Origin of the sequence: Candidatus Microbacterium phytovorans (assembly GCA_029202445.1) — a bacterium.
Taxonomy (GTDB): Bacteria; Actinomycetota; Actinomycetes; order Actinomycetales; family Microbacteriaceae; genus Microbacterium; species Microbacterium phytovorans.
Genome location: CP119321.1, coordinates 585,389 through 604,153 on the forward strand (window position 1 = coordinate 585,389; position 18,765 = coordinate 604,153).

The window sequence follows — 18,765 nt, forward strand, 5'->3', positions numbered from 1 at the left end:
ATGATCCGGATGACGCTCGCTGAGGTGGCACAGGCCGTCTCGGGGACACTGCACACCCACGGTGACGACACGGGCGAGACGATCGTCTCCGGCGTCGTCGACACCGACTCCCGCGCGATGGGCGCGGGGGGGATCTTCGTGGCCAAGCCCGGTGAGGTCACCGACGGCCACAACTTCGTGGACGCCGCCGTGGCCTCCGGCGCCACCGTCGCCGTGGTCGAGCGGACCGTCGACGTGCCGGTGACGCAGATCGTCGTCGCGAATGCCGTGCAGGCCCTCGCCGATCTGGCGCGCGAGGTGATCGCGCGTGTCCGCGCGGTCAGCCCGCTGCAGATCGTCGGCATCACCGGGTCGAACGGCAAGACGACCACCAAGAACATGCTCGCGCGGATCTTGCAGGACGAGGGTGAGACCGTCGCTCCGCGAGACTCCTTCAACAACGAGGTGGGCGCGCCCGTCACGATGCTGCGGGTGACGGAGAGCACGCGCTACCTCGTGAGCGAGTTCGGCGCTTCCCGCATCGGCCGCATCGCCGAGCTCGCGGGCTTGGTCCACCCCGACGTCGGTGCCGTGCTGATGGTGGGCCTCGCCCACGCCGGCGGGTTCGGTGGCGTCGAGGCGACGCAGAAGGCGAAGTCGGAGCTCGTGGCATCCGTCCGCCCTGGCGGCGTCGCCGTGCTGAACGCCGACGATCCGCGGGTGGCGGCGATGGCGGAGATCGCGGCGGAGGGGGATGTGGCCGTTCGGTGGTTCGGGCGTTCTCGCGCGGCCGAGGTGCGCGCCGAGGACGTCGAGGTCACGGCATCCGGCACCACCTGCACGATCGTCGTCGGCGACGAACGGACGCCGCTGCGACTCCGCGTGCTGGGAGAGCACCATGTGATGAACGCGCTGGCCGCAATCACCGTCGCCGAGAGCCTCGGAGTGTCGATCCCGGACGCGGTCGCGCGGGTCGAGACGCTCGAGATCGCAGAGCGCTGGCGCATGCAGCCGCTCGGCTCCGACCGCGTGCGGATCATCAACGATGCGTACAACGCGAGCCCGGACTCGATGGCCGCCGCCTTGCGCACGATCGCCCAGATCGCCGAACCGGGGCAGCGCAAAGTCGCCGTCCTGGGCGCGATGAGCGAGCTCGGCGAGTACGCGGGCGAGGAGCACGACCGTGTCGGCCTTCTCGCGGTGCGGTTGCGCTTCGAGCGCATCGTGGTGGTGGGTACCGCCGCACGCCGCCTGTATCTCGCCGCGATCGGGGAGGGGTCCTGGGACGGCGAAGCGGTCTTCTTCGAAACCGCCGACGAGGCGTACGACTACCTCGTGGACGAGCTGCGCGACGGAGATCGGGTGCTGGTGAAGTCGTCGAATTCGGCCGGGCTCCGTCATCTGGGCGATCGTCTGGGAGAATCGTTCTCGTGAGATCCCTGCTGGCTGCTGCGACGATCTCCCTCGCATTCACCCTGTTCCTGACACCGCTGTTCATCCGGCTCTTCGAGAAGCTGGGCTGGGGTCAGGTCATCCGCACGCCCGAAGACCAGCACAACCCGAACCACCACACCAAGCGCGGCACGCCCACGATGGGCGGAATCGTCTTCATCGTCGGCTCCCTCGTGGGGTACTTCGTGGGCAGCTACGCGGGCGGAACACCGCCCACGACCTCCGGACTGCTCGTCATCTGGATGATGATCGGGCTCGGCGCCGTGGGCTTCATCGACGACTTCATGAAGGTCCGTCAACAGCGCAGCCTCGGGTTGTCGGGGTGGCGCAAGGTGGTCGGACAGATCGCGGTGGCCGTGCCCTTCGCCGTGCTGGCGCTGAACTTCCCCAACTCCTATGGCGAGACGCCTGCCTCTCCCTACGTCTCCTTCTTCCGCGACATCCCGGCGCTGTCCTTCATGGCGCTCGGCGCGGTGATCGGCTGGATCCTCTACCTCGCCTGGATCACCTTCATGTCGGTGGCGTGGTCGAACGCGACGAACCTCACCGACGGGCTCGACGGACTGGCGACGGGTGCCGGCATCTTCACCGTCTCCGCCTACAGCCTCGTCACGTTCTGGCAGTTCCAGCAGCGCTGTCACACGACTGCTCTCGTCGACGCCTACGCGAACGCCTGCTACCCGACGCGTGATCCGATGGGGCTCACGATCATCGCCGCCTCGTTCGTGGGCGCCCTCGTCGGGTTCCTCTGGTGGAACGCGCCGAAGGCGAAGGTGTTCATGGGTGACGTGGGCTCCATGTCCATCGGCGGTGTCGTCGTGGCGATGGCCGTGCTCTCGCGCACCGAGATCCTCGCGGTCATCATCGCGGGTGTCTTCATCATCGGTCCCGGATCGGTGATTCTGCAGCGCTACTACTTCAAGGCGACCGGCGGTAAGCGGCTCTTCCTGATGAGTCCCTTCCACCATCATCTCGAGATGCGCGGTTGGCCCGAGATCACGATCGTCGTGCGGATGTGGATCATCGCGGGCATGCTCGCCGTCACCGGCGTCGGCCTGTTCTACGTCGCGTGGCTCGCCGCGCTATGAGCGACGCGCGTCTGGACACGCTCACCAGTTGGCACGCCGACTGGAAGGGGCTGCGGGTGGCCGTGCTCGGTCTCTCCGTCACCGGCTTCTCCGTCGCCGACACCCTCGCGGAGCTCGGTGCGGACGTCCTGGTCGTGACGGAGTCTTCCGACGAGGAGTACGCCCGGCTGCTTCCGGTCATCGGTGCGCGCCTGTGGACCGGCTCGCTCGCCGCAGTGCCGGCCGAGCTCCTCGACTTTGCGCCCGACGTCGTCGTGGCCTCGCCGGGGTTCCCCCCGCATCATCCGGTCATCTCGTGGGCCACCTCCGGCGGCGCGGCGCTCTGGGGCGACATCGAGCTCGCCTGGCGTGTGCGCGACAAGGTATCCCGTGCCGACGGAACCCCCGCCGACTGGGTGCTGATCACGGGCACCAACGGCAAGACCACGACGACCCAGCTCACCGCCACGATGCTCGCCGAGGGCGGCTTGCGGGCGGCGCCCTGCGGGAACATCGGCGTTCCCGTCCTGGATGCCGTGCGAGACCCTGCGGGCTTCGACGTGCTCGTCGTCGAGGTGTCCAGCCATCAGCTGTGGTACCTGGGTCAGCAGCGCGGGTCGGATCGACTCTCGCCCCACGCGAGCGTCTGCCTCAACCTCGCCGACGACCATCTCGAGTGGCATGGCTCGGCGGCGGCCTACCGCGACGCGAAAGCCCTCGTCTACGAGAACACCCGGATCGCGTGCGTCTACAACAAGTCCGACGTGGCGACGCGCGAGATGGTCGAGGAGGCGGAGGTCGTCGAAGGATGCCGAGCGATCGGCTTCGATCTCGGCGTACCCGGGCCCAGCGATCTCGGCATCGTCGACGGGATCCTGGTCGACCGGGCATTCCACGACGACCGTCATCACAGCGCGCTGGAGTTGACGACGCTCGCCGAGCTCGCCGAGCACGGCCTGAACGCTCCGCATGTCGTGGCGAACATCCTCGCCGCCGCGGCACTGGCGCGATCTCTCGGCGTCGCCCCCGAGAGCATCCGCGATGCGCTGCAGAGGTTCCGTCTGGACCCGCATCGCATCGAGATCGTCGCCGTGGCAGGCGGTGTCACGTGGGTCGACGACTCGAAGGCGACGAACCCCCACGCCGCGGCGTCGTCGCTCGCGGCGTACCCGGGTGCGGTGTGGGTCGTGGGGGGTCTGCTCAAGGGCGTGGACATCGCGGAGCTCGTCGCCGCGCGCGGCAACGGCGCGAAGGCGGCGGTCGTCATCGGAGTGGATCGGGCGGAGATCGTGGCGGCGTTCGCACGACACGCGCCCTCGGTTCCGATCTTCGAGGTCGACCACGCTCAGACTGAAGACGTCATGGCGGTGGCCGTAGAACTGGCGGCGAGTGTCGCGCGTGACGGAGACACGGTCCTCCTGGCTCCGGCAGCGGCATCCTTCGATCAGTTCGCGTCCTACGCCGATCGGGGAACGCGCTTCGCGGACGCCGTGCGAGACCGGATCGAGAGGGGCAGCGGTGATGACCACCACCGACCGACCCCGCACCCCGGGAGCTGACGACGTCACTCGTCAGGGCCGTGGTTTCGCGGCACGTGTCTCGCTGGGGCGCGTCTTCGCCCCTGTACCGAGCGAGTTCCTGCTCATCGCCTCGACGGCGCTGATTCTCACCCTGTTCGGTCTCGTGATGGTGCTCTCGGCGACGATGGCGGCGTCCGTGGCCCGGGGGGACAGCCCGTTCGAGGTCGTTCTCAAGCAGTCGCTGTTCGCGCTGCTCGGGGTGCCGCTCATGTTCGTGCTGAGTCGCTTCTCGGTGTCGTTCTGGAAGCGGATCGCGTGGCCGGGGCTCATCGCCGCCATCGCCCTGCAGATGCTCGTCTTCGTGCCCGGCCTCGGCGTCGAGAACGACGGGAACACGAACTGGATCTCGATCGCCGGTGTGCAGATGCAGCCGTCCGAGTTCCTCAAGCTCACCCTCGCGCTGTGGCTCGCCTACGTGCTGTACCGCAAGCAGACGCTCCTCGGACTGTGGCGTCACGTCTTCATCCCGGTGGTGCCGGTGGGTGCGCTCGTGATCGGGCTCGTGGCGGTCGGCAGTGGCGACCTGGGCACCGGTCTCGTCTTGATGGCCGTGCTGCTCGGATGCCTGTTCTTCTCGGGAGTGAAGCTCCGCATCTTCCTCCTGCCGCTCCTCGGCGTCGTGGTGGCGGCGGGTGTCTTCGCCATCACGAGTCCCAACCGCATGCGGCGCATCATGAGCTTCCTCAACGTGGACTCGTCCGAGTGCTACCTCGCGGCGACGGGCGACTGCTACCAGGCGCTGCACGGCGTCTGGGGTCTCGCCGGCGGTGGCATCTTCGGCCTCGGCCTGGGGAACTCGCGAGAGAAGTACGACTGGCTCCCCGCGGCCGAACACGACTACATCTTCGCCATCGTGGGCGAGGAGCTCGGGCTCATCGGCTGCATCGTGGTGCTCGGGCTCTTCACGCTCTTCGCGGTGGGCGCCTTCCACGTCATCCGCAAGACCCACGATCCGTTCATCCGCATCGCGGCCGGCGGCATCACGGTATGGATCGTCGGTCAGGCCCTCGTCAACATCGGAGTCGTGCTCCGCGTGTTCCCCGTCCTGGGCGTGCCGCTGCCGTTCATGTCCCAGGGCGGCACGTCGCTCCTGTCGGTCCTCATGGCATGCGGGGTGCTGCTGTCGTTCGCCCGCACGCTTCCGGAATCTCGCGCGCTGCAGACGCCCGTGACCGTCTCACGACCGGCCCATCGCACGAGTCCCGCGGCGGGTGGCCGGTAGGCTCGATCCGGTGAGCGATCCGAACTCCGCGCCGACCTATCTCCTCGCCGGCGGTGGCACCGCCGGTCACGTCAATCCGCTGCTCGCCGTCGCCGATGGCCTGCGGCGGCGCGACCCGGGTGCGGACGTCCTCGTGCTCGGAACCCGCGAGGGTCTCGAGACACGTCTCGTGCCCGACCGGGGATACGAGCTGCTCTTCGTCGACAAGGTGCCGTTCCCGCGCCGGCCCGACGCCGCCGCGGCCCAGTTCCCGGCCCGCTTCCGACGGGCGATCGCCCAGGTGCGCGGACACATCCGCGAACGCGGAGTGGACGTGCTGGTGGGATTCGGAGGGTACGCGTCCGCGCCGGCGTACGTCGCCGCGCGCCGCGAGCGCATCCCGTTCGTCGTCCACGAAGCCAATGCCAAGCCGGGGCTCGCGAACATCCTCGGTGCCCGCGCGGCGGCCGGCGTCGGGACCGTGTTCGAGGGCACTCCGCTCCGCCGGTCCAAGGTGGTCGGGATGCCGTTGCGCCGCGAGATCGTCGACCTCGATCGCGCCGCACGGCGGGAGGCGGCTGCCGCATCCTTCGGCCTCGATCCCTCTCGCCCCGTTCTGCTCGTCTTCGGCGGGTCGTTGGGAGCGAGGCGGATCAACGAGGCTGTGGCCGGCGGGTGGTCGGCGGTGACCGACGCGGGCTGGCAGATCCTCCACGCGGCGGGGGAGCGCAACGAACTCGTCGATCCGGGACATCCCGACTACCGCGTCGTGCCGTACCTCGACCGCATGGCCGACGCGTTCGCGGTCGCCGACGCGATCGTCTCGCGGGCCGGCGCGGCGACGGTGAGCGAGATCAGCGCCCTCGGCATCCCCGCCGTGTACGTCCCGTACGCCGTCGGCAACGGCGAGCAGGCGCTCAATGCCGCCGCCGCGGTCCGCGCGGGGGCCGCGAAGCTGATCCCGGATGCCGACTTCGACGCGGAGCGGTTGCGTGCCGATGTCGTCCCGCTCCTGCAGGATCCGGAGGCCCTCGGACGCATGCGCGATCGCGCGGCGGGCGTGGGAACGCTCCGCGGCACCGAGAACGTCATCTCGATGATCGACGCGGCGTTGGGTCGCTGACGCGACGCACCATCGGGAGCCTCGACCGCGTCGCGTGTCGGGGAGTCGGTCGCGCAGCGTGCCGCAGCGACCGCCTATCCCGCGCGACCTAGACTTGACGGGCCATGATTCGACCCGACCTGAGCCTCCCGATTCCCGAGGACATCACCGCCGCCCACTTCATCGGGATCGGTGGATCGGGCATGTCCGGCCTTGCCGGCATGTTCCTCGACCGAGGCATCCGCGTCTCGGGTTCTGACCGCACTGATAGCGCCGCACTCCGTGCGCTGGCGGCGCGGGGTGCGACGGTCCACGTCGGACACGACGCATCCCACCTCCCGGGCGATGTCGACACCGTGATCCACACGGGCGCGATCTGGCCGGAGAACCCTGAGTTCGTGCTGGCGAAGGAGCGCGGCCTCGCCGTCATCCACCGGTCGCAGGCGCTGTCGTGGCTGATCGGGAGTCGCCGACTGGTGTCGGTGGCGGGCGCGCACGGCAAGACCACCTCGACGGGCATGATCGTGACGGCCCTTCGTGCGCTGGGCAGCGCGCCGACCTTCGTCAACGGGGGAGTGATCGCCGATCTCGGCGTCTCCAGTGCCACCGGCTCCGACGAGTTGTTCGTCATCGAGGCCGACGAGTCCGACGGCACGTTCCTCCTGTACGACACGTCGATCGCACTGATCACGAACGTCGACCCCGACCATCTGGACCACTGGGGTAGCCGGGACGCGTTCTACGACGGTTTCGTACGGTTCGCAGATGCCGCACGCGAGGCCGTCGTCATCTCCTCCGACGACCCCGGAGCTCGCCGGGTGGCCGAGGCGCTGTCCCACCGCACGGTGGTGAGCTTCGGTGAGGCGGAGGACGCCGACGTGCGCGTCGTGGACATCACCACCGAGGGGCCCGTGGCGTTCACGATCGTCCGCGGCTCCGAGAGCGTCACCGCGCAGCTTGCGGTGCCCGGTGCGCACAACGCCATCAACGCTGCGGGGGTCGTGGCCGTGCTGCTCACCCTGGGGTATGCGCTGGAGCCCGCCGTGCGCGCCGTCGAGGGCTTCGGAGGTACGGTCCGACGCTTCGAACTCCACGGCTCGGCCCGAGGTGTGAGCGTGTACGACGATTACGCCCATCACCCGACGGAGGTGGCTGCAGCGTTGGACGCCGCTCGCACGGTCGTCGGCGACGGCCGGCTCATCGCGGTTCATCAGCCGCACACCTACTCGCGCACGCAGGAGATGTTCCGTGAGTTCGCCGAGGTGCTCGAGTCGCGCGCCGATCACACGGTCGTGCTCGACGTCTACGGTGCGCGGGAAGACCCCGTGCCGGGCGTGACCGGCGAGCTCGTCTCCGGGGCGTTCGACGACGCGTCGAAGGTCGCTTTCGTCGCCGACTGGCAGCAGGCCGCGGACTATACGGCATCCGTGGCCCGAGACGGCGACTTCGTGATCACGCTCGGCTGCGGCAACGTGTACCTGATCATTCCGCAGGTGCTCGACGCCCTCGAGTCGTCACCCCCCGTCGAGCAGGACTGACCGTGCGCCGACCGTCGCCGCTCCCGCCACCGCCGTCGCGAGACGAGGGCACCGCCGACGAGGAGATCGAGGTCCGGTTGCCGGTGGCTCCATCGTCGCGGGGGGCCGTCGACGGCGCGGATGCCGAGAGCGCCTCTGGAGATCGAGTCGCGACCGACGGCGCGGAAGGGGAGACGGCCCCCATCCTGCCGCTGACCACGCCGCGCCCGGCCTCCTCTGACGCGGCCTCGCCTGCGGAATCCGTCGAGGAGGGCGAGGACGCGGCGCCGCTTCAGGCGCGAGACGTGTGGGCGGCGGCGCGCGCGCGTCGCCGCGCGCTTCGCGCGGAAGTGCGCCGTTTCACCGCGAGGCAGCGGCATCGACGGACCGTATGGATCGCATCGCTGTCTGCCGTTCTGCTTCTCGTGCTCGGTTCGGTCGGGGCGGCGTACAGCCCTCTGCTGGCGGTGGAGCGGGTGCGTGTCGTGGGGACGGAGCAGCTCTCCGCGGACGCCGTCGCGACGGCGCTGGCGGGCCAGGTGGGTCGCCCGTTGCCGCTCGTCGACTCGAGCGAGGTGAAAGCCGCGCTCGTCGCATTCCCGCTGGTCGAGTCCTACACGCTGGAAGCTCGTCCGCCGCACGAGCTCGTCGTGCGGATCGTGGAACGCACGCCCATCGGCACGGTGAAGTCGCGCGCCGGCTACACGCTCGTGGATGCCGCGGGCGTGGCGTTGGCCACGACGCCGAAGCGTCCGGGCGGCTATCCCGCGATCACGGTGCCCGGCGGGCTCACGGGCGTGTCGTCGAAGGCGTTCACCGCCCTCGGGACGGTCTACCGGTCGCTGCCGAGCGACATCCGGGATCAGGTCACCGCGATGCGCGCCACGACGGCCAACGACGTCACACTGACCCTCGGCAAGACGGATACGGACATCGTCTGGGGCGATGCCTCGGAGTCGGCACGGAAGGCCGTCGTGCTTGCGTCGATCATGGTCTCCCGACCGCCGTCGAAGGTTTCGCGCTACGACGTGTCCTCGCCCGGCGCTGTCGTCGTGCGCTGATTCGTCCGACTTCCGACACGCGATCCGCGACACGCCCGCCGCCTGGGGGGTGTGCGGCTTCTGCGCGCTTACCTTCGAGATCGGGAATTGCATACTCGGCAATTCTTTAAACCTCTTGTTGAGGTTGAAGGTTTAGACAAGACGTCGAGAGACGTGGTTCGGGACGATACGGAGGCCGGCATGAGCCAGAACCAGAACTACCTCGCGGTGATCAAGGTCGTCGGTGTGGGTGGCGGCGGCGTGAACGCCGTCAACCGGATGATCGAGCTCGGTCTGCGCGGCGTGGAGTTCATCGCCGTCAACACCGACGCTCAGGCACTGCTCATGAGCGACGCCGACGTGAAGCTCGACGTGGGGCGCGAGCTGACGCGCGGCCTCGGTGCCGGTGCAGACCCTGAAGTGGGTCGCCGTGCCGCCGAAGACCACGCCGAGGAGATCGAAGAGGCACTCGCGGGAGCCGACATGGTGTTCGTGACGGCGGGCGAGGGCGGCGGCACCGGCACCGGTGGCGCACCCGTGGTGGCCCGCATCGCGAAGTCCATCGGAGCGCTCACGATCGGTGTCGTCACGAAGCCGTTCTCCTTCGAAGGGCGCCGCCGTCAGAGCCAGGCAGAGGCTGGCGTCGCGAAGCTCAAGGAAGAGGTCGACACCCTCATCGTGGTGCCGAACGATCGTCTTCTCGAGATCAGCGACCGCGGCATCTCGATGATCGAGGCGTTCGCGACGGCCGACCAGGTGCTCCTCGCCGGTGTGCAGGGCATCACGGACCTCATCACGACTCCGGGTCTCATCAACCTCGACTTCGCCGACGTGAAGTCGGTCATGCAGGGAGCCGGCTCCGCCCTCATGGGCATCGGTTCCGCGCGGGGGGCGGATCGCGCCATCAAGGCCGCCGAGCTCGCTGTCGAGTCGCCGCTCCTGGAGGCCTCGATCGAGGGCGCACACGGCGTCCTGCTGTCGATCCAGGGTGGCTCGAACCTCGGCATCTTCGAGATCAACGACGCCGCGCAGCTCGTGAAGGAGGCGGCGCACCCCGAGGCCAACATCATCTTCGGAACCGTCATCGACGACACGCTCGGCGATGAAGTGCGCGTCACGGTCATCGCGGCCGGATTCGACGGGGGCGAGCCTCAGACGAGGATCGAGCCGATCGCCGCGCAGCTCAGCGCCCCGGTCGTGCCTGCGGTGCCGGCCGACGAGGCGGCGCGCGACCTCGCCGAGGTCGACGAGAAGCCTGCGGTGCCGGTGTCCGTCGTGTCCGCCTCGAACGAGTCGGTCTTCGGCGACGACGATCTCGACGTCCCCGACTTCCTGAAGTAAGTGGATCTCGCGGAGCGGCTCGCCGCCCTCGACGCTCGCATCGCGGATGCGGCGAGGGCGGCGGGCCGCGATCCTGCGGCGCTCACGCGGATCGTCGTCACGAAGTTCCATCCCGCCGACTTGGTAACGAACCTGCACGCTCTCGGTGTGCGCGATGTCGGCGAGAACCGACAGCAGGAGCTCACGGCGAAGCGTGCCGCGCTGCCCCCGCTCGACGGCCTGGTCTGGCACTTCATCGGGCAGGCGCAGACCAAGAAGGCACGCGCCATCCGTGCGGCGGCATCGGTGGTCCACTCCGTCGATCGCGATCGCCTCGCCGACGCTCTCCACGCAGCCGACCCCGACGCGGCCACCCCGCTCGACGTGCTCCTGCAGGTCAATCTCACCGACGATCCCCTGCGCGGGGGTGCCGCTCCGGATGCCATGGCCCCCTTGGCCGAGCACATCGCCGCGCAGTGCCCGTCACTTCGCGTCCGTGGAGTCATGGCGGTCGCCCCGCTCGCCGAGGCTCCCGCAGAGGCCTTCGCGCGGCTCGCCGCAGCGGCCGATGCGGTACGAGGGGTCGTCCCGGATGCCGGTTGGATCTCGGCGGGCATGTCGGGCGATTTCGCCGAAGCGATCGCGGCGGGCGCGACACACCTGCGGATCGGGACGGCAATCACGGGTCCGCGCGCCGTGCCCGGTTAACCTCGAAACAGACGAGCAAACGGAGGAATGCGATGTCGAATCCGCTGAAGAAGACCATGGTCTACCTGGGCCTCGCCGACGAGGAAGAGATCTACGAGGAGCAGTCTGCTGCCGCTGCCACGCCCCGTCGTGAGAAGCCGGTCGAGAAGACCGCGCCCGTGACTCCGCTGCACCGTCCCGCGGTCGTCCGCCAGCCCGCAGCCAGTGCCGTCAGCGAGATCCTGACCGTGCACCCCAAGCAGTACCGTGACGCTCAGGGGATCGCCGAAGCGTTCCGCGACGGCATCCCGGTCATCATCAATCTCTCGCAGATGAGCGACGCCGACGCGAGGCGTCTCGTCGACTTCGCGAGCGGCCTGTCGCTCGGCCTGTTCGGACGTATCGAGCGCGTGACGAGCAAGGTCTTCCTGCTCTCACCCGAGAACATCGCGGTGTCCGGCGACGGCGCTCTGGTGCAGGCCGATCCCGAGGCCGCTCCCTTCGTCCCGTAGTCGTGGAGGCCGTTCGTCTCATCGCCGGCATCGTGAACACGGTGCTGGTGCTGTACATCCTGGTCTTGTTGGCCCGGGTGATCCTCGAGTACATCCCGCTGTTCAATCGGGAATGGCGTCCGAAGGGCGCGCTCCTCGTCGTCGCCGAGGTCGTCTTCACGCTCACCGATCCGCCCCTCCGGTTCTTCCGAAGGTTCATTCCTCCGCTGCGGCTCGGCGCGATCGCGATCGATCTCGCGTTCCCGATCACGATGCTGTGCTGCTTCGTGCTCCTGTCGATCACGGGAGTCATCCTGCGGTCGTGACGCGGTGCCCACTGCGCATACATCACCCTTTCTCGCGACCTCGTGGAGGTCGCACTATGCTGTTCGGATACGGCTCGCCGACCGCGGGTCCCCCGTAACGGCTCCGTCGTGAAGCTCTGAAATGAGGACAACAACCATGGCTCTCACTCCCGAAGACGTCGTCACCAAGCAGTTCCAGCACGTCCGTTTCAAGGAGGGCTTCGATCCGGACGAGGTCGATGACTTCCTCGACGAGATCGTCGTCGAGTGGCGCAAGACCATCGCCGAGAACGAAGAGCTCAAGGCGAAGCTTGCCGCGTACGAGTCCGGTTCGGCGCCCGCCGAGGCCGCGCCCGCTCCGGCACCGGTTGCCGAGGAGCCCGTCGTCGAGGCCGCTCCGGAGCCCGTCGTGACCGAGGCTCCCGCCGCCGACGCCGCCCCCGCCGCTGCGTCCGCCGGCATCATCGAGCTGGCGCAGCGCCTCCACGACGAGCACGTCGCCGAGGGCCAGGCACAGAAGGACAAGCTCATCTCCGAGGCTCAGGCGCAGGCCGCGGCCATCGTCGCCGAGGCCGAGGCCAAGGGTCGCGACGAACTCTCCCGCCTCGAGAGCGAGCGCGCCACGCTCGAGTCGCGCATCAGCGAGCTTCGCACTTTCGAGCGCGACTACCGCACGCAGCTGCGCGGCTTCATCGAGGAGAAGCTTCGCGACCTCGATGTCACCGGCACGTCTTCGGGCGCGTCCGCCGTGTCGTCCGCCGGTCTCTAGGCCGCGCCTTTGACAGGTTCGCACTCGCGGCCCGCCGGGGAGAGATCCTCGGCGGGCCGCGCCGCGCTGTCCGTCGTTCTCGTCGTTCTGCTGGCGGGAGCGGTGCTGACGGCCGATCAGTTCACCAAGAATCTCGCGCTCGCGACGCTTCCCGAACGCACGCCGGTTCCCGTGTGGGGCGACTTCCTGCAGTTCTATCTGACGTTCAATCCCGGAGCGGCGTTCTCGCTCGGCGAGAACGTCACGTGGGTGTTCACGCTGGTGCTCGCCGGCGCCGCGGTCGCGGTCGTGTTCCTCACGCTCAGCCGCGTTCGCTCGGCGCTGTGGGCCGTCGTCCTCGGATTGCTGCTGGGGGGCATCCTCGGCAACTTGACCGACCGGCTGTTCCGCGCGCCGGGCTTTCCCGTGGGTCACGTCGTCGACTTCATCCACACGCCGTGGATGATGCCCGCGATCTACAACGTCGCCGACATCTTCATCGTGTCTATGATGATCGCCGTCGCGCTCTTGGTACTGCTCGGCCGACGACTGGACGGAAGCAGGGAGGCGCGCCGGGAGGGTGCTCGCGACGAGGTCGATGCGGATGCGTCGGCCGGACCACGGGACTGACGTGGAGGCCCGCTCTCTTCCTGTCCCCGACGGTTTGGACGGGGTGCGCGTCGATGCCGCTCTCGCCAAGATGCTCGGCTTCTCCCGCACCTTCGCGGCGGAAGTGGCGGATGCCGGCGGTGTCAGTCTCGACGGACGTGATCTGGGCAAGTCCGACCGGCTGAGGGCCGGTGGCTGGCTCGACGTCCGGTGGGAGCCGCGCCGCGAGCCGGAGATCGTTCCCCTCGCCGTGCCCGACCTCGGCATCGTGTACGACGACGATGACATCGTCGTGATCGACAAGCCCTCGGGTGTCGCCGCACACCCCTCCGTCGGCTGGGAGGGCCCCACGGTCCTCGGGGCGCTCAAGGCGGCGGGCTTCCGCATCGCTACGACGGGCGCCGCCGAGCGCCAGGGGATCGTCCACCGCCTCGACGTCGGTACGAGCGGGCTCATGGTCGTCGCCAAGAGCGAGCGTGCCTACACCGCGCTCAAACGTGCCTTCAAGGAGCGGGAGGTCGAGAAGATCTACCACGCCGTCGTGCAGGGGCATCCCGATCCGCTCAGCGGCACGATCGACGCCCCCATCGGACGCCACCCGTCGCACTCCTGGAAGTTCGCCGTCACACCCGACGGCAAGGACTCGGTCACGCACTACGAGACGCTGGAGGCGTTCCCTCGCGCGTCACTGCTCGAGATCCATCTCGAGACCGGGCGCACCCACCAGATCCGCGTGCACATGGCCGCCCACCGGCATCCGTGCGCGGGCGATCCTCTCTACGGTGCGGACCCGACGCTGTCAGCCCGGTTGGGGCTGACGCGCCAATGGCTGCACGCGCATCAGTTGTCCTTCGCGCACCCGGTCACGGGTGAGTGGACGACGACCGTTTCGCCGTACCCCGCCGACCTCGCGCACGCGCTGGACATCCTGCGCAGCGAGTGAGACCCCTGTCGGGTGTCGGTGGTCCGCGGCATCCTGACGACATGAGCATCGAAGTGCGTCCGGCGACGGAGTTCGACGACGTCGCGGTGATGGTGGGGCCGAAGAACCCGAACTCCAACGTCTGCTGGTGCTTGAGCTACCGGATTCCGGGAGCAGAGAATCGCGCCTTGGCTGGGCCGGCGCGAGGGGAGCGCGTGCGCGACCTCATCGGGGTGGGTCCACCCGGTGTCCTCGCCTACGACGGCGATGTCGTGGTCGGCTGGGCGGCCGTGCACCCGCGCGCGGACACCACGTTCGCGACGAACCGCAAGATCCCTCACATCGATGACCTCGACGTGTGGAGCGTGTGGTGCATCCGAGTGCGCCCGGGTCACCGCGGCCACGGGATCTCCCACGCGCTGCTGGCGGGGGCGGTGGAGTACGCGCGGAGTCAGGGCGCCCCCGCGATCGAGGGGTATCCGGTGGACAACGACGGGCGCAAGGTCGATCTGACGATGGCGTACGTGGGTACCCGTGCGCTGTTCGAACGTGCGGGCTTCCGCGTAGCGGCTGCGACCGACTCCGTCATCAACGGCTTCCCTCGGCTCCTCATGCGCAAGGATCTCCGTGAGGGCGCGTGATCCGGGATCATCGGCCGCCCGTGAACACCGCAGGATCATCCTCGGCGAGGGCCAGCGCGATCTTGCGCACGTGGAACTGCTCGACCTCGACGAGTTCGCCGAGGCCGTACCAGCCGACGTCGGTCAGCTCGCCATCGGCCGGATGGGGGTCGCCCGACACCCAGTCGCAGCGGAACACGAGATCGAGGTAGTCGACCTGATCACCGTTGGCGTAGGTCACGCGGGGCATCTGCTGCATGAGCGCCAGACGTGTCGCCTTCACGACGATGCCCGCCTCCTCGAGGCATTCGCGGACCGCGGCATCGGCGGGCTCTTCGCCCGGGTCGACGATCCCCGAGACGCACTGCCACGCACCGTTGTCCGCGCGGCGCCCCAGCAGCACTCTCTCATCCTTGAAGACGACCGCCGTGACCCCGACGAGGGGGAGCGGCGCATGGCCGATATGTGCGCGCAGCGCGGTGACGAACTCGGGAGTGCCCATGTCGTCCAGCCTAGATCCGGGCTCCGGAGCGATGTCGGTGCAGGAACGTAGACTCGATCCGTGGCAACCGACTCCTTCGTTCATCTGCACGTCCACAGCGAATACTCGATGCTCGACGGCGCCGCGAAAATCGGTGCGATGACGCAGGCCGCAGCCGAGTACGGCATGCCGGCGATCGCGGTCACCGACCACGGGAACACCTTCGCCGCGTTCGAGTTCTACCGCGCTGCGCAGTCGGCCGGGGTCAAGCCCATCATCGGCCTCGAGGCGTACGTCACGCCGGGTACGCACCGCACGGACAAGTCGCGTGTCGCGTGGGGGTCCCCCGATCAGAAGAGCGACGACGTCTCGGGGTCGGGCGCGTACACCCACATGACGATGTGGAGCGAGAGCACGGAGGGCATGCACAACCTCTTCCGGCTGAGCTCGCTCTCGAGTATGGAGGGCTACTACTTCAAACCGCGGATGGACCGCGAGCTGCTGCAGACGTACGGCAAGGGGCTCATCGCGACGACCGGGTGCCCCTCGGGAGAAGTGCAGACGCGGCTACGACTCGGGCAATACGACGCCGCGCGGGCGGCGGCGGCGGAGTTCCAGGACATCTTCGGCAAGGAGAACTACTTCGCCGAGATCATGGACCACGGGCTGTCGATCGAGCGTCGCGTGATGACCGACCTCATCCGCCTCGCGAAAGACCTCGGCATCCCGCTGGTCGGCACGAACGACTCCCATTACACGCACCAGCACGAGGCCGATGCGCACGCGGCCCTGCTGTGCGTGCAGTCCGGGTCGACCCTCGACGACCCGAACCGCTTCAAGTTCGACGGCGACGGCTACTACATCAAGACGGCGGCCGAGATGCGGCAGCTCTTCCGCGACCACCCGGAGGCGTGCGACAACACGCTCCTGATCGCCGAGCGGTGCAACGTCGAGTTCAACACCTCGGCGAACTACATGCCGCGCTTCCCCGTTCCCGACGGCGAGACCGAGGACAGTTGGCTGATCAAGGAGGTCGAGAAGGGTCTCCACTACCGGTACCCCGAGGGCATCCCCGACAAGGTCCGTGCTCAGGCCGAATACGAGACCGGGATCATCCTGCAGATGGGCTTCCCGGGCTACTTCCTCGTCGTCGCCGACTTCATCAACTGGGCAAAGGACAATGGAATCCGCGTCGGGCCCGGTCGTGGCTCCGGTGCCGGCTCGATGGTCGCCTACGCCATGCGGATCACCGATCTCGATCCGCTCGAGCACGGCCTCATCTTCGAGCGCTTCCTCAACCCCGACCGCGTGTCGATGCCCGACTTCGACGTGGACTTCGACGACCGCCGCCGCGGCGAGGTCATCGATTACGTCACCGAGAAGTACGGCTCTGAACGCGTCGCGCAGATCGTCACCTACGGAACGATCAAGTCCAAGCAGGCACTGAAGGATGCCGGTCGCGTCCTCGGCTTCCCCTTCAGCATGGGCGAGAAGCTCACGAAGGCAATGCCCCCGGCGGTCATGGGCAAGGACATGGAGCTGGGCGGCATGTTCGACGCCCAGCATCCTCGCTTCAAGGAAGCGAGTGAGTTCCGCGCGCTGGTTGACACCGATCCCGACGCGAAGACCGTCTTCGATCGGGCCCTGGGACTCGAGGGTCTGAAGCGGCAATGGGGCGTCCACGCCGCCGGTGTGATCATGTCGAGCGAACCGCTGCTCGACATCATCCCGATCATGCGCCGCGAGCAGGACGGTCAGATCGTCACGCAGTTCGACTACCCGTCGTGCGAGACCCTCGGCCTCATCAAGATGGACTTCCTGGGGCTCCGCAACCTCACGATCATCTCCGATGCGCTCGACAACATCCGCATGAACCGAGGCGAGGAGCTCGACCTCGAACACCTCGCACTCGACGACCGCGCCGCCTACGAGCTGCTCACCCGGGGTGACACCCTCGGGGTCTTCCAGCTCGACGGCGGCCCCATGCGGTCGTTGCTGCGGCTCATGAAGCCCGACAACTTCGAAGACGTGTCCGCCGTCATCGCGCTCTACCGCCCCGGGCCGATGGGGGCGAACTCCCACATCAACTACGCACTCCGAAAGAACGGTCAGCAGGAGGTCACCCCGATCCACCCGGAGCTGGAGGAGCCTCTCCGCGACATCCTCGACATCAGCTACGGCCTGATCATCTATCAGGAGCAGGTCATGGCGATCGCGCAGAAGGTCGCCGGGTTCTCGCTCGGTCAAGCCGATATCCTGCGGCGCGCGATGGGCAAGAAGAAGAAGTCCGAGCTCGACAAGCAGTACGAGGGTTTCTCGGGGGGCATGAAGGAGCGCGGCTTCGGCGATGCCGCGATCAAGGCCCTCTGGGACATCCTGCTCCCGTTCTCGGACTACGCCTTCAACAAAGCGCACTCCGCGGCTTACGGGTTGGTGTCTTACTGGACGGCGTACCTGAAGGCGCACTATCCCGCGGAGTACATGGCCGCGCTGCTGACGAGCGTGGGTGACTCTAAGGACAAGATGGCCGTGTACCTGAACGAATGCCGCCGGATGGGCATTCGGGTGCTGCCGCCCGACGTGGGGGAGTCGATCCGCTACTTCGCAGCCGTCGGCGAGGACATTCGCTTCGGTCTCGGAGCCGTGCGCAACGTGGGGTCCAACGTCGTCGACGGCATCGTCCAGGCGCGTGGCGACGGCGCCTTCACGTCGTTCCACGACTTCCTCGCGAAGGTGCCGATGCACGTGGCCAACAAGCGCACCGTCGAGTCGCTCATCAAGGCCGGCGCGTTCGACTCCATGGGCGACACGCGCCGGGCGCTCCTGGAGGTCCACGAAGACGCCACCGAAGCAGCCGTCGACCGCAAGCGCAACGAGGCGCAGGGAGCCATCGGCTTCGACTTCGACAGCCTGTACGACGCCGCAGAGGAGGCGGTGCCGCCGAAGGTGCCGCCGCGCCCCGAGTGGACGAAGAAGGACAAGCTCGCCTTCGAACGGGAGATGTTGGGGCTGTACGTCTCTGATCATCCCCTCGCCGGTCTGGAGATGCCGCTCGCGAAGCACGCCTCGACCTCGATCCACGATCTCCTGGCCTCCGAGGACGTGCAGGATGGCGACCAGGTGATCGTCGCCGGCCTCGTCACCAGCGTCCAGCACCGGGTCGCGAAGCAGAGCGGCAACCCGTACGGCATGATCACGATCGAAGACTTCGACGGCGAGGTCACGGTCATGTTCATGGGCAAGACCTACACCGAGTTCCAATCGATGCTGCAGCAGGATGCGATCCTCGTCGTCCGCGGACGCGTGTCGCGCCGCGACGACGGCTTGAACCTGCACGGGCAGTCGGCGTTCGCACCCGATCTGGGCTCCGTCGACGCCTCCGGTCCGCTCGTGTTGATGATCCCGGAGCACCGCGCCACCGAATCGACCGTGTCGCAGCTCGCGGAGGTGTTGGGGCGTCATCCCGGCGCCACCGAAGTGACTCTCAAGCTTCACAAAGGCTCCGTGGCCAAGGTGTTCGAGGTTCCGCACCCGGTAGCGATCACCGTGGACCTGTACGGCGAGCTCAAGGGCCTCCTCGGACCGCAGTGCCTGGGGTGAGTCGTCCCGCGCACTTCGGGCCGTCGTCCGGGTGAGGTCCGGGT

17 protein-coding genes are annotated in these 18,765 nt (G+C 68.2%); 16 read left to right on the plus strand and 1 reads right to left on the minus strand.

From position 1 onward, the window contains the following. The 15 genes from P0Y48_02765 to P0Y48_02835 all read left to right on the plus strand — a co-directional run bounded on the left by P0Y48_02765 (position 1) and on the right by P0Y48_02835 (position 14,661). Entirely contained in the window at positions 1–1,413 is a 1,413-nt protein-coding gene (locus P0Y48_02765) for a UDP-N-acetylmuramoyl-tripeptide--D-alanyl-D-alanine ligase (protein WEK14151.1), read from the plus strand. Next, complete coding sequence (mraY, locus tag P0Y48_02770; protein WEK14152.1) at positions 1,410–2,519, plus strand: phospho-N-acetylmuramoyl-pentapeptide-transferase; 1,110 nt, start codon at positions 1,410–1,412, stop codon at positions 2,517–2,519. The genes P0Y48_02765 and mraY overlap by 4 nt, the downstream gene beginning before the upstream one ends. Then, positions 2,516–4,057 carry a UDP-N-acetylmuramoyl-L-alanine--D-glutamate ligase gene (gene murD, locus P0Y48_02775; protein ID WEK14153.1) on the plus strand — a complete coding sequence of 514 codons (1,542 nt, stop codon included), beginning with the start codon at positions 2,516–2,518 and terminating at the stop codon, positions 4,055–4,057. The genes mraY and murD overlap by 4 nt, the downstream gene beginning before the upstream one ends. Continuing rightward, complete coding sequence (ftsW, locus tag P0Y48_02780) at positions 4,020–5,300, plus strand: putative lipid II flippase FtsW (protein WEK14154.1); 1,281 nt, start codon at positions 4,020–4,022, stop codon at positions 5,298–5,300. The genes murD and ftsW overlap by 38 nt, the downstream gene beginning before the upstream one ends. Before the next feature lie 10 nt (positions 5,301–5,310). Continuing rightward, positions 5,311–6,402 (plus strand): UDP-N-acetylglucosamine--N-acetylmuramyl-(pentapeptide) pyrophosphoryl-undecaprenol N-acetylglucosamine transferase, encoded by a 1,092-nt coding sequence (locus tag P0Y48_02785; GenBank protein WEK14155.1) that lies wholly within the window; start codon positions 5,311–5,313, stop codon positions 6,400–6,402. 104 nt (positions 6,403–6,506) lie between these two features. Beyond that, the gene (gene murC / locus P0Y48_02790) at positions 6,507–7,919 is read left to right on the plus strand and encodes a UDP-N-acetylmuramate--L-alanine ligase (GenBank protein WEK14156.1); all 1,413 of its coding nucleotides are present in this window, start codon (positions 6,507–6,509) and stop codon (positions 7,917–7,919) included. 2 nt (positions 7,920–7,921) lie between these two features. Further along, positions 7,922–8,959: an FtsQ-type POTRA domain-containing protein gene (locus P0Y48_02795; protein ID WEK14157.1), complete on the plus strand. Its 1,038-nt coding sequence runs from the start codon at positions 7,922–7,924 to the stop codon at positions 8,957–8,959. 180 nt (positions 8,960–9,139) lie between these two features. Then, on the plus strand, positions 9,140–10,279 hold the full coding sequence (gene ftsZ / locus P0Y48_02800) for a cell division protein FtsZ (protein ID WEK14158.1): 1,140 nt from the start codon (positions 9,140–9,142) through the stop codon (positions 10,277–10,279). After that, entirely contained in the window at positions 10,280–10,966 is a 687-nt protein-coding gene (locus P0Y48_02805) for a YggS family pyridoxal phosphate-dependent enzyme (GenBank protein WEK14159.1), read from the plus strand. Positions 10,967–10,998: 32 nt separating this feature from the next. Further along, positions 10,999–11,457, plus strand: coding sequence for a cell division protein SepF (gene sepF, locus P0Y48_02810; protein WEK14160.1), 459 nt, complete (start codon positions 10,999–11,001; stop codon positions 11,455–11,457). A gap of 2 nt (positions 11,458–11,459) precedes the next feature. After that, positions 11,460–11,762 carry a YggT family protein gene (locus P0Y48_02815; protein ID WEK14161.1) on the plus strand — a complete coding sequence of 101 codons (303 nt, stop codon included), beginning with the start codon at positions 11,460–11,462 and terminating at the stop codon, positions 11,760–11,762. 136 nt (positions 11,763–11,898) lie between these two features. Further along, a complete protein-coding gene (locus tag P0Y48_02820) occupies positions 11,899–12,510 on the plus strand; it encodes a DivIVA domain-containing protein (GenBank protein WEK14162.1) in 612 nt (203 codons plus the stop codon). A 66-nt stretch (positions 12,511–12,576) separates the two neighbouring features. Further along, complete coding sequence (locus P0Y48_02825) at positions 12,577–13,119, plus strand: signal peptidase II (protein ID WEK14991.1); 543 nt, start codon at positions 12,577–12,579, stop codon at positions 13,117–13,119. A 1-nt stretch (position 13,120) separates the two neighbouring features. Then, a complete protein-coding gene (locus P0Y48_02830) occupies positions 13,121–14,041 on the plus strand; it encodes an RluA family pseudouridine synthase (protein ID WEK14163.1) in 921 nt (306 codons plus the stop codon). Between the two features lie 41 nt (positions 14,042–14,082). Further along, positions 14,083–14,661, plus strand: a complete 579-nt coding sequence (locus P0Y48_02835) for a GNAT family N-acetyltransferase (protein WEK14164.1) — start codon at positions 14,083–14,085, stop codon at positions 14,659–14,661. A gap of 7 nt (positions 14,662–14,668) precedes the next feature. Here P0Y48_02835 and P0Y48_02840 read toward each other — a convergent pair whose 3' ends face one another. Further along, entirely contained in the window at positions 14,669–15,142 is a 474-nt protein-coding gene (locus tag P0Y48_02840) for an NUDIX domain-containing protein (GenBank protein WEK14165.1), read from the minus strand. 108 nt (positions 15,143–15,250) lie between these two features. Between P0Y48_02840 and dnaE the strand changes: the two genes are divergently transcribed. Next, a complete protein-coding gene (gene dnaE, locus P0Y48_02845) occupies positions 15,251–18,721 on the plus strand; it encodes a DNA polymerase III subunit alpha (protein WEK14992.1) in 3,471 nt (1,156 codons plus the stop codon). The last annotated feature ends 44 nt before the right edge of the window (positions 18,722–18,765 follow it).

Coding starts and splice junctions, on each gene's coding strand:
- murD (WEK14153.1), top strand. CDS start 2,516: ATGAGCGACGCGCGTCTGGACACGCTCACCAGTTGGCACGCCGACTGG.
- murC (WEK14156.1), top strand. CDS start 6,507: ATGATTCGACCCGACCTGAGCCTCCCGATTCCCGAGGACATCACCGCC.
- ftsZ (WEK14158.1), top strand. CDS start 9,140: ATGAGCCAGAACCAGAACTACCTCGCGGTGATCAAGGTCGTCGGTGTG.
- P0Y48_02840 (WEK14165.1), bottom strand. CDS start 15,142: ATGGGCACTCCCGAGTTCGTCACCGCGCTGCGCGCACATATCGGCCAT.
- P0Y48_02765 (WEK14151.1), top strand. CDS start 1: ATGATCCGGATGACGCTCGCTGAGGTGGCACAGGCCGTCTCGGGGACA.
- dnaE (WEK14992.1), top strand. CDS start 15,251: ATGCTCGACGGCGCCGCGAAAATCGGTGCGATGACGCAGGCCGCAGCC.
- ftsW (WEK14154.1), top strand. CDS start 4,020: ATGACCACCACCGACCGACCCCGCACCCCGGGAGCTGACGACGTCACT.
- sepF (WEK14160.1), top strand. CDS start 10,999: ATGTCGAATCCGCTGAAGAAGACCATGGTCTACCTGGGCCTCGCCGAC.
- P0Y48_02835 (WEK14164.1), top strand. CDS start 14,083: ATGAGCATCGAAGTGCGTCCGGCGACGGAGTTCGACGACGTCGCGGTG.
- P0Y48_02820 (WEK14162.1), top strand. CDS start 11,899: ATGGCTCTCACTCCCGAAGACGTCGTCACCAAGCAGTTCCAGCACGTC.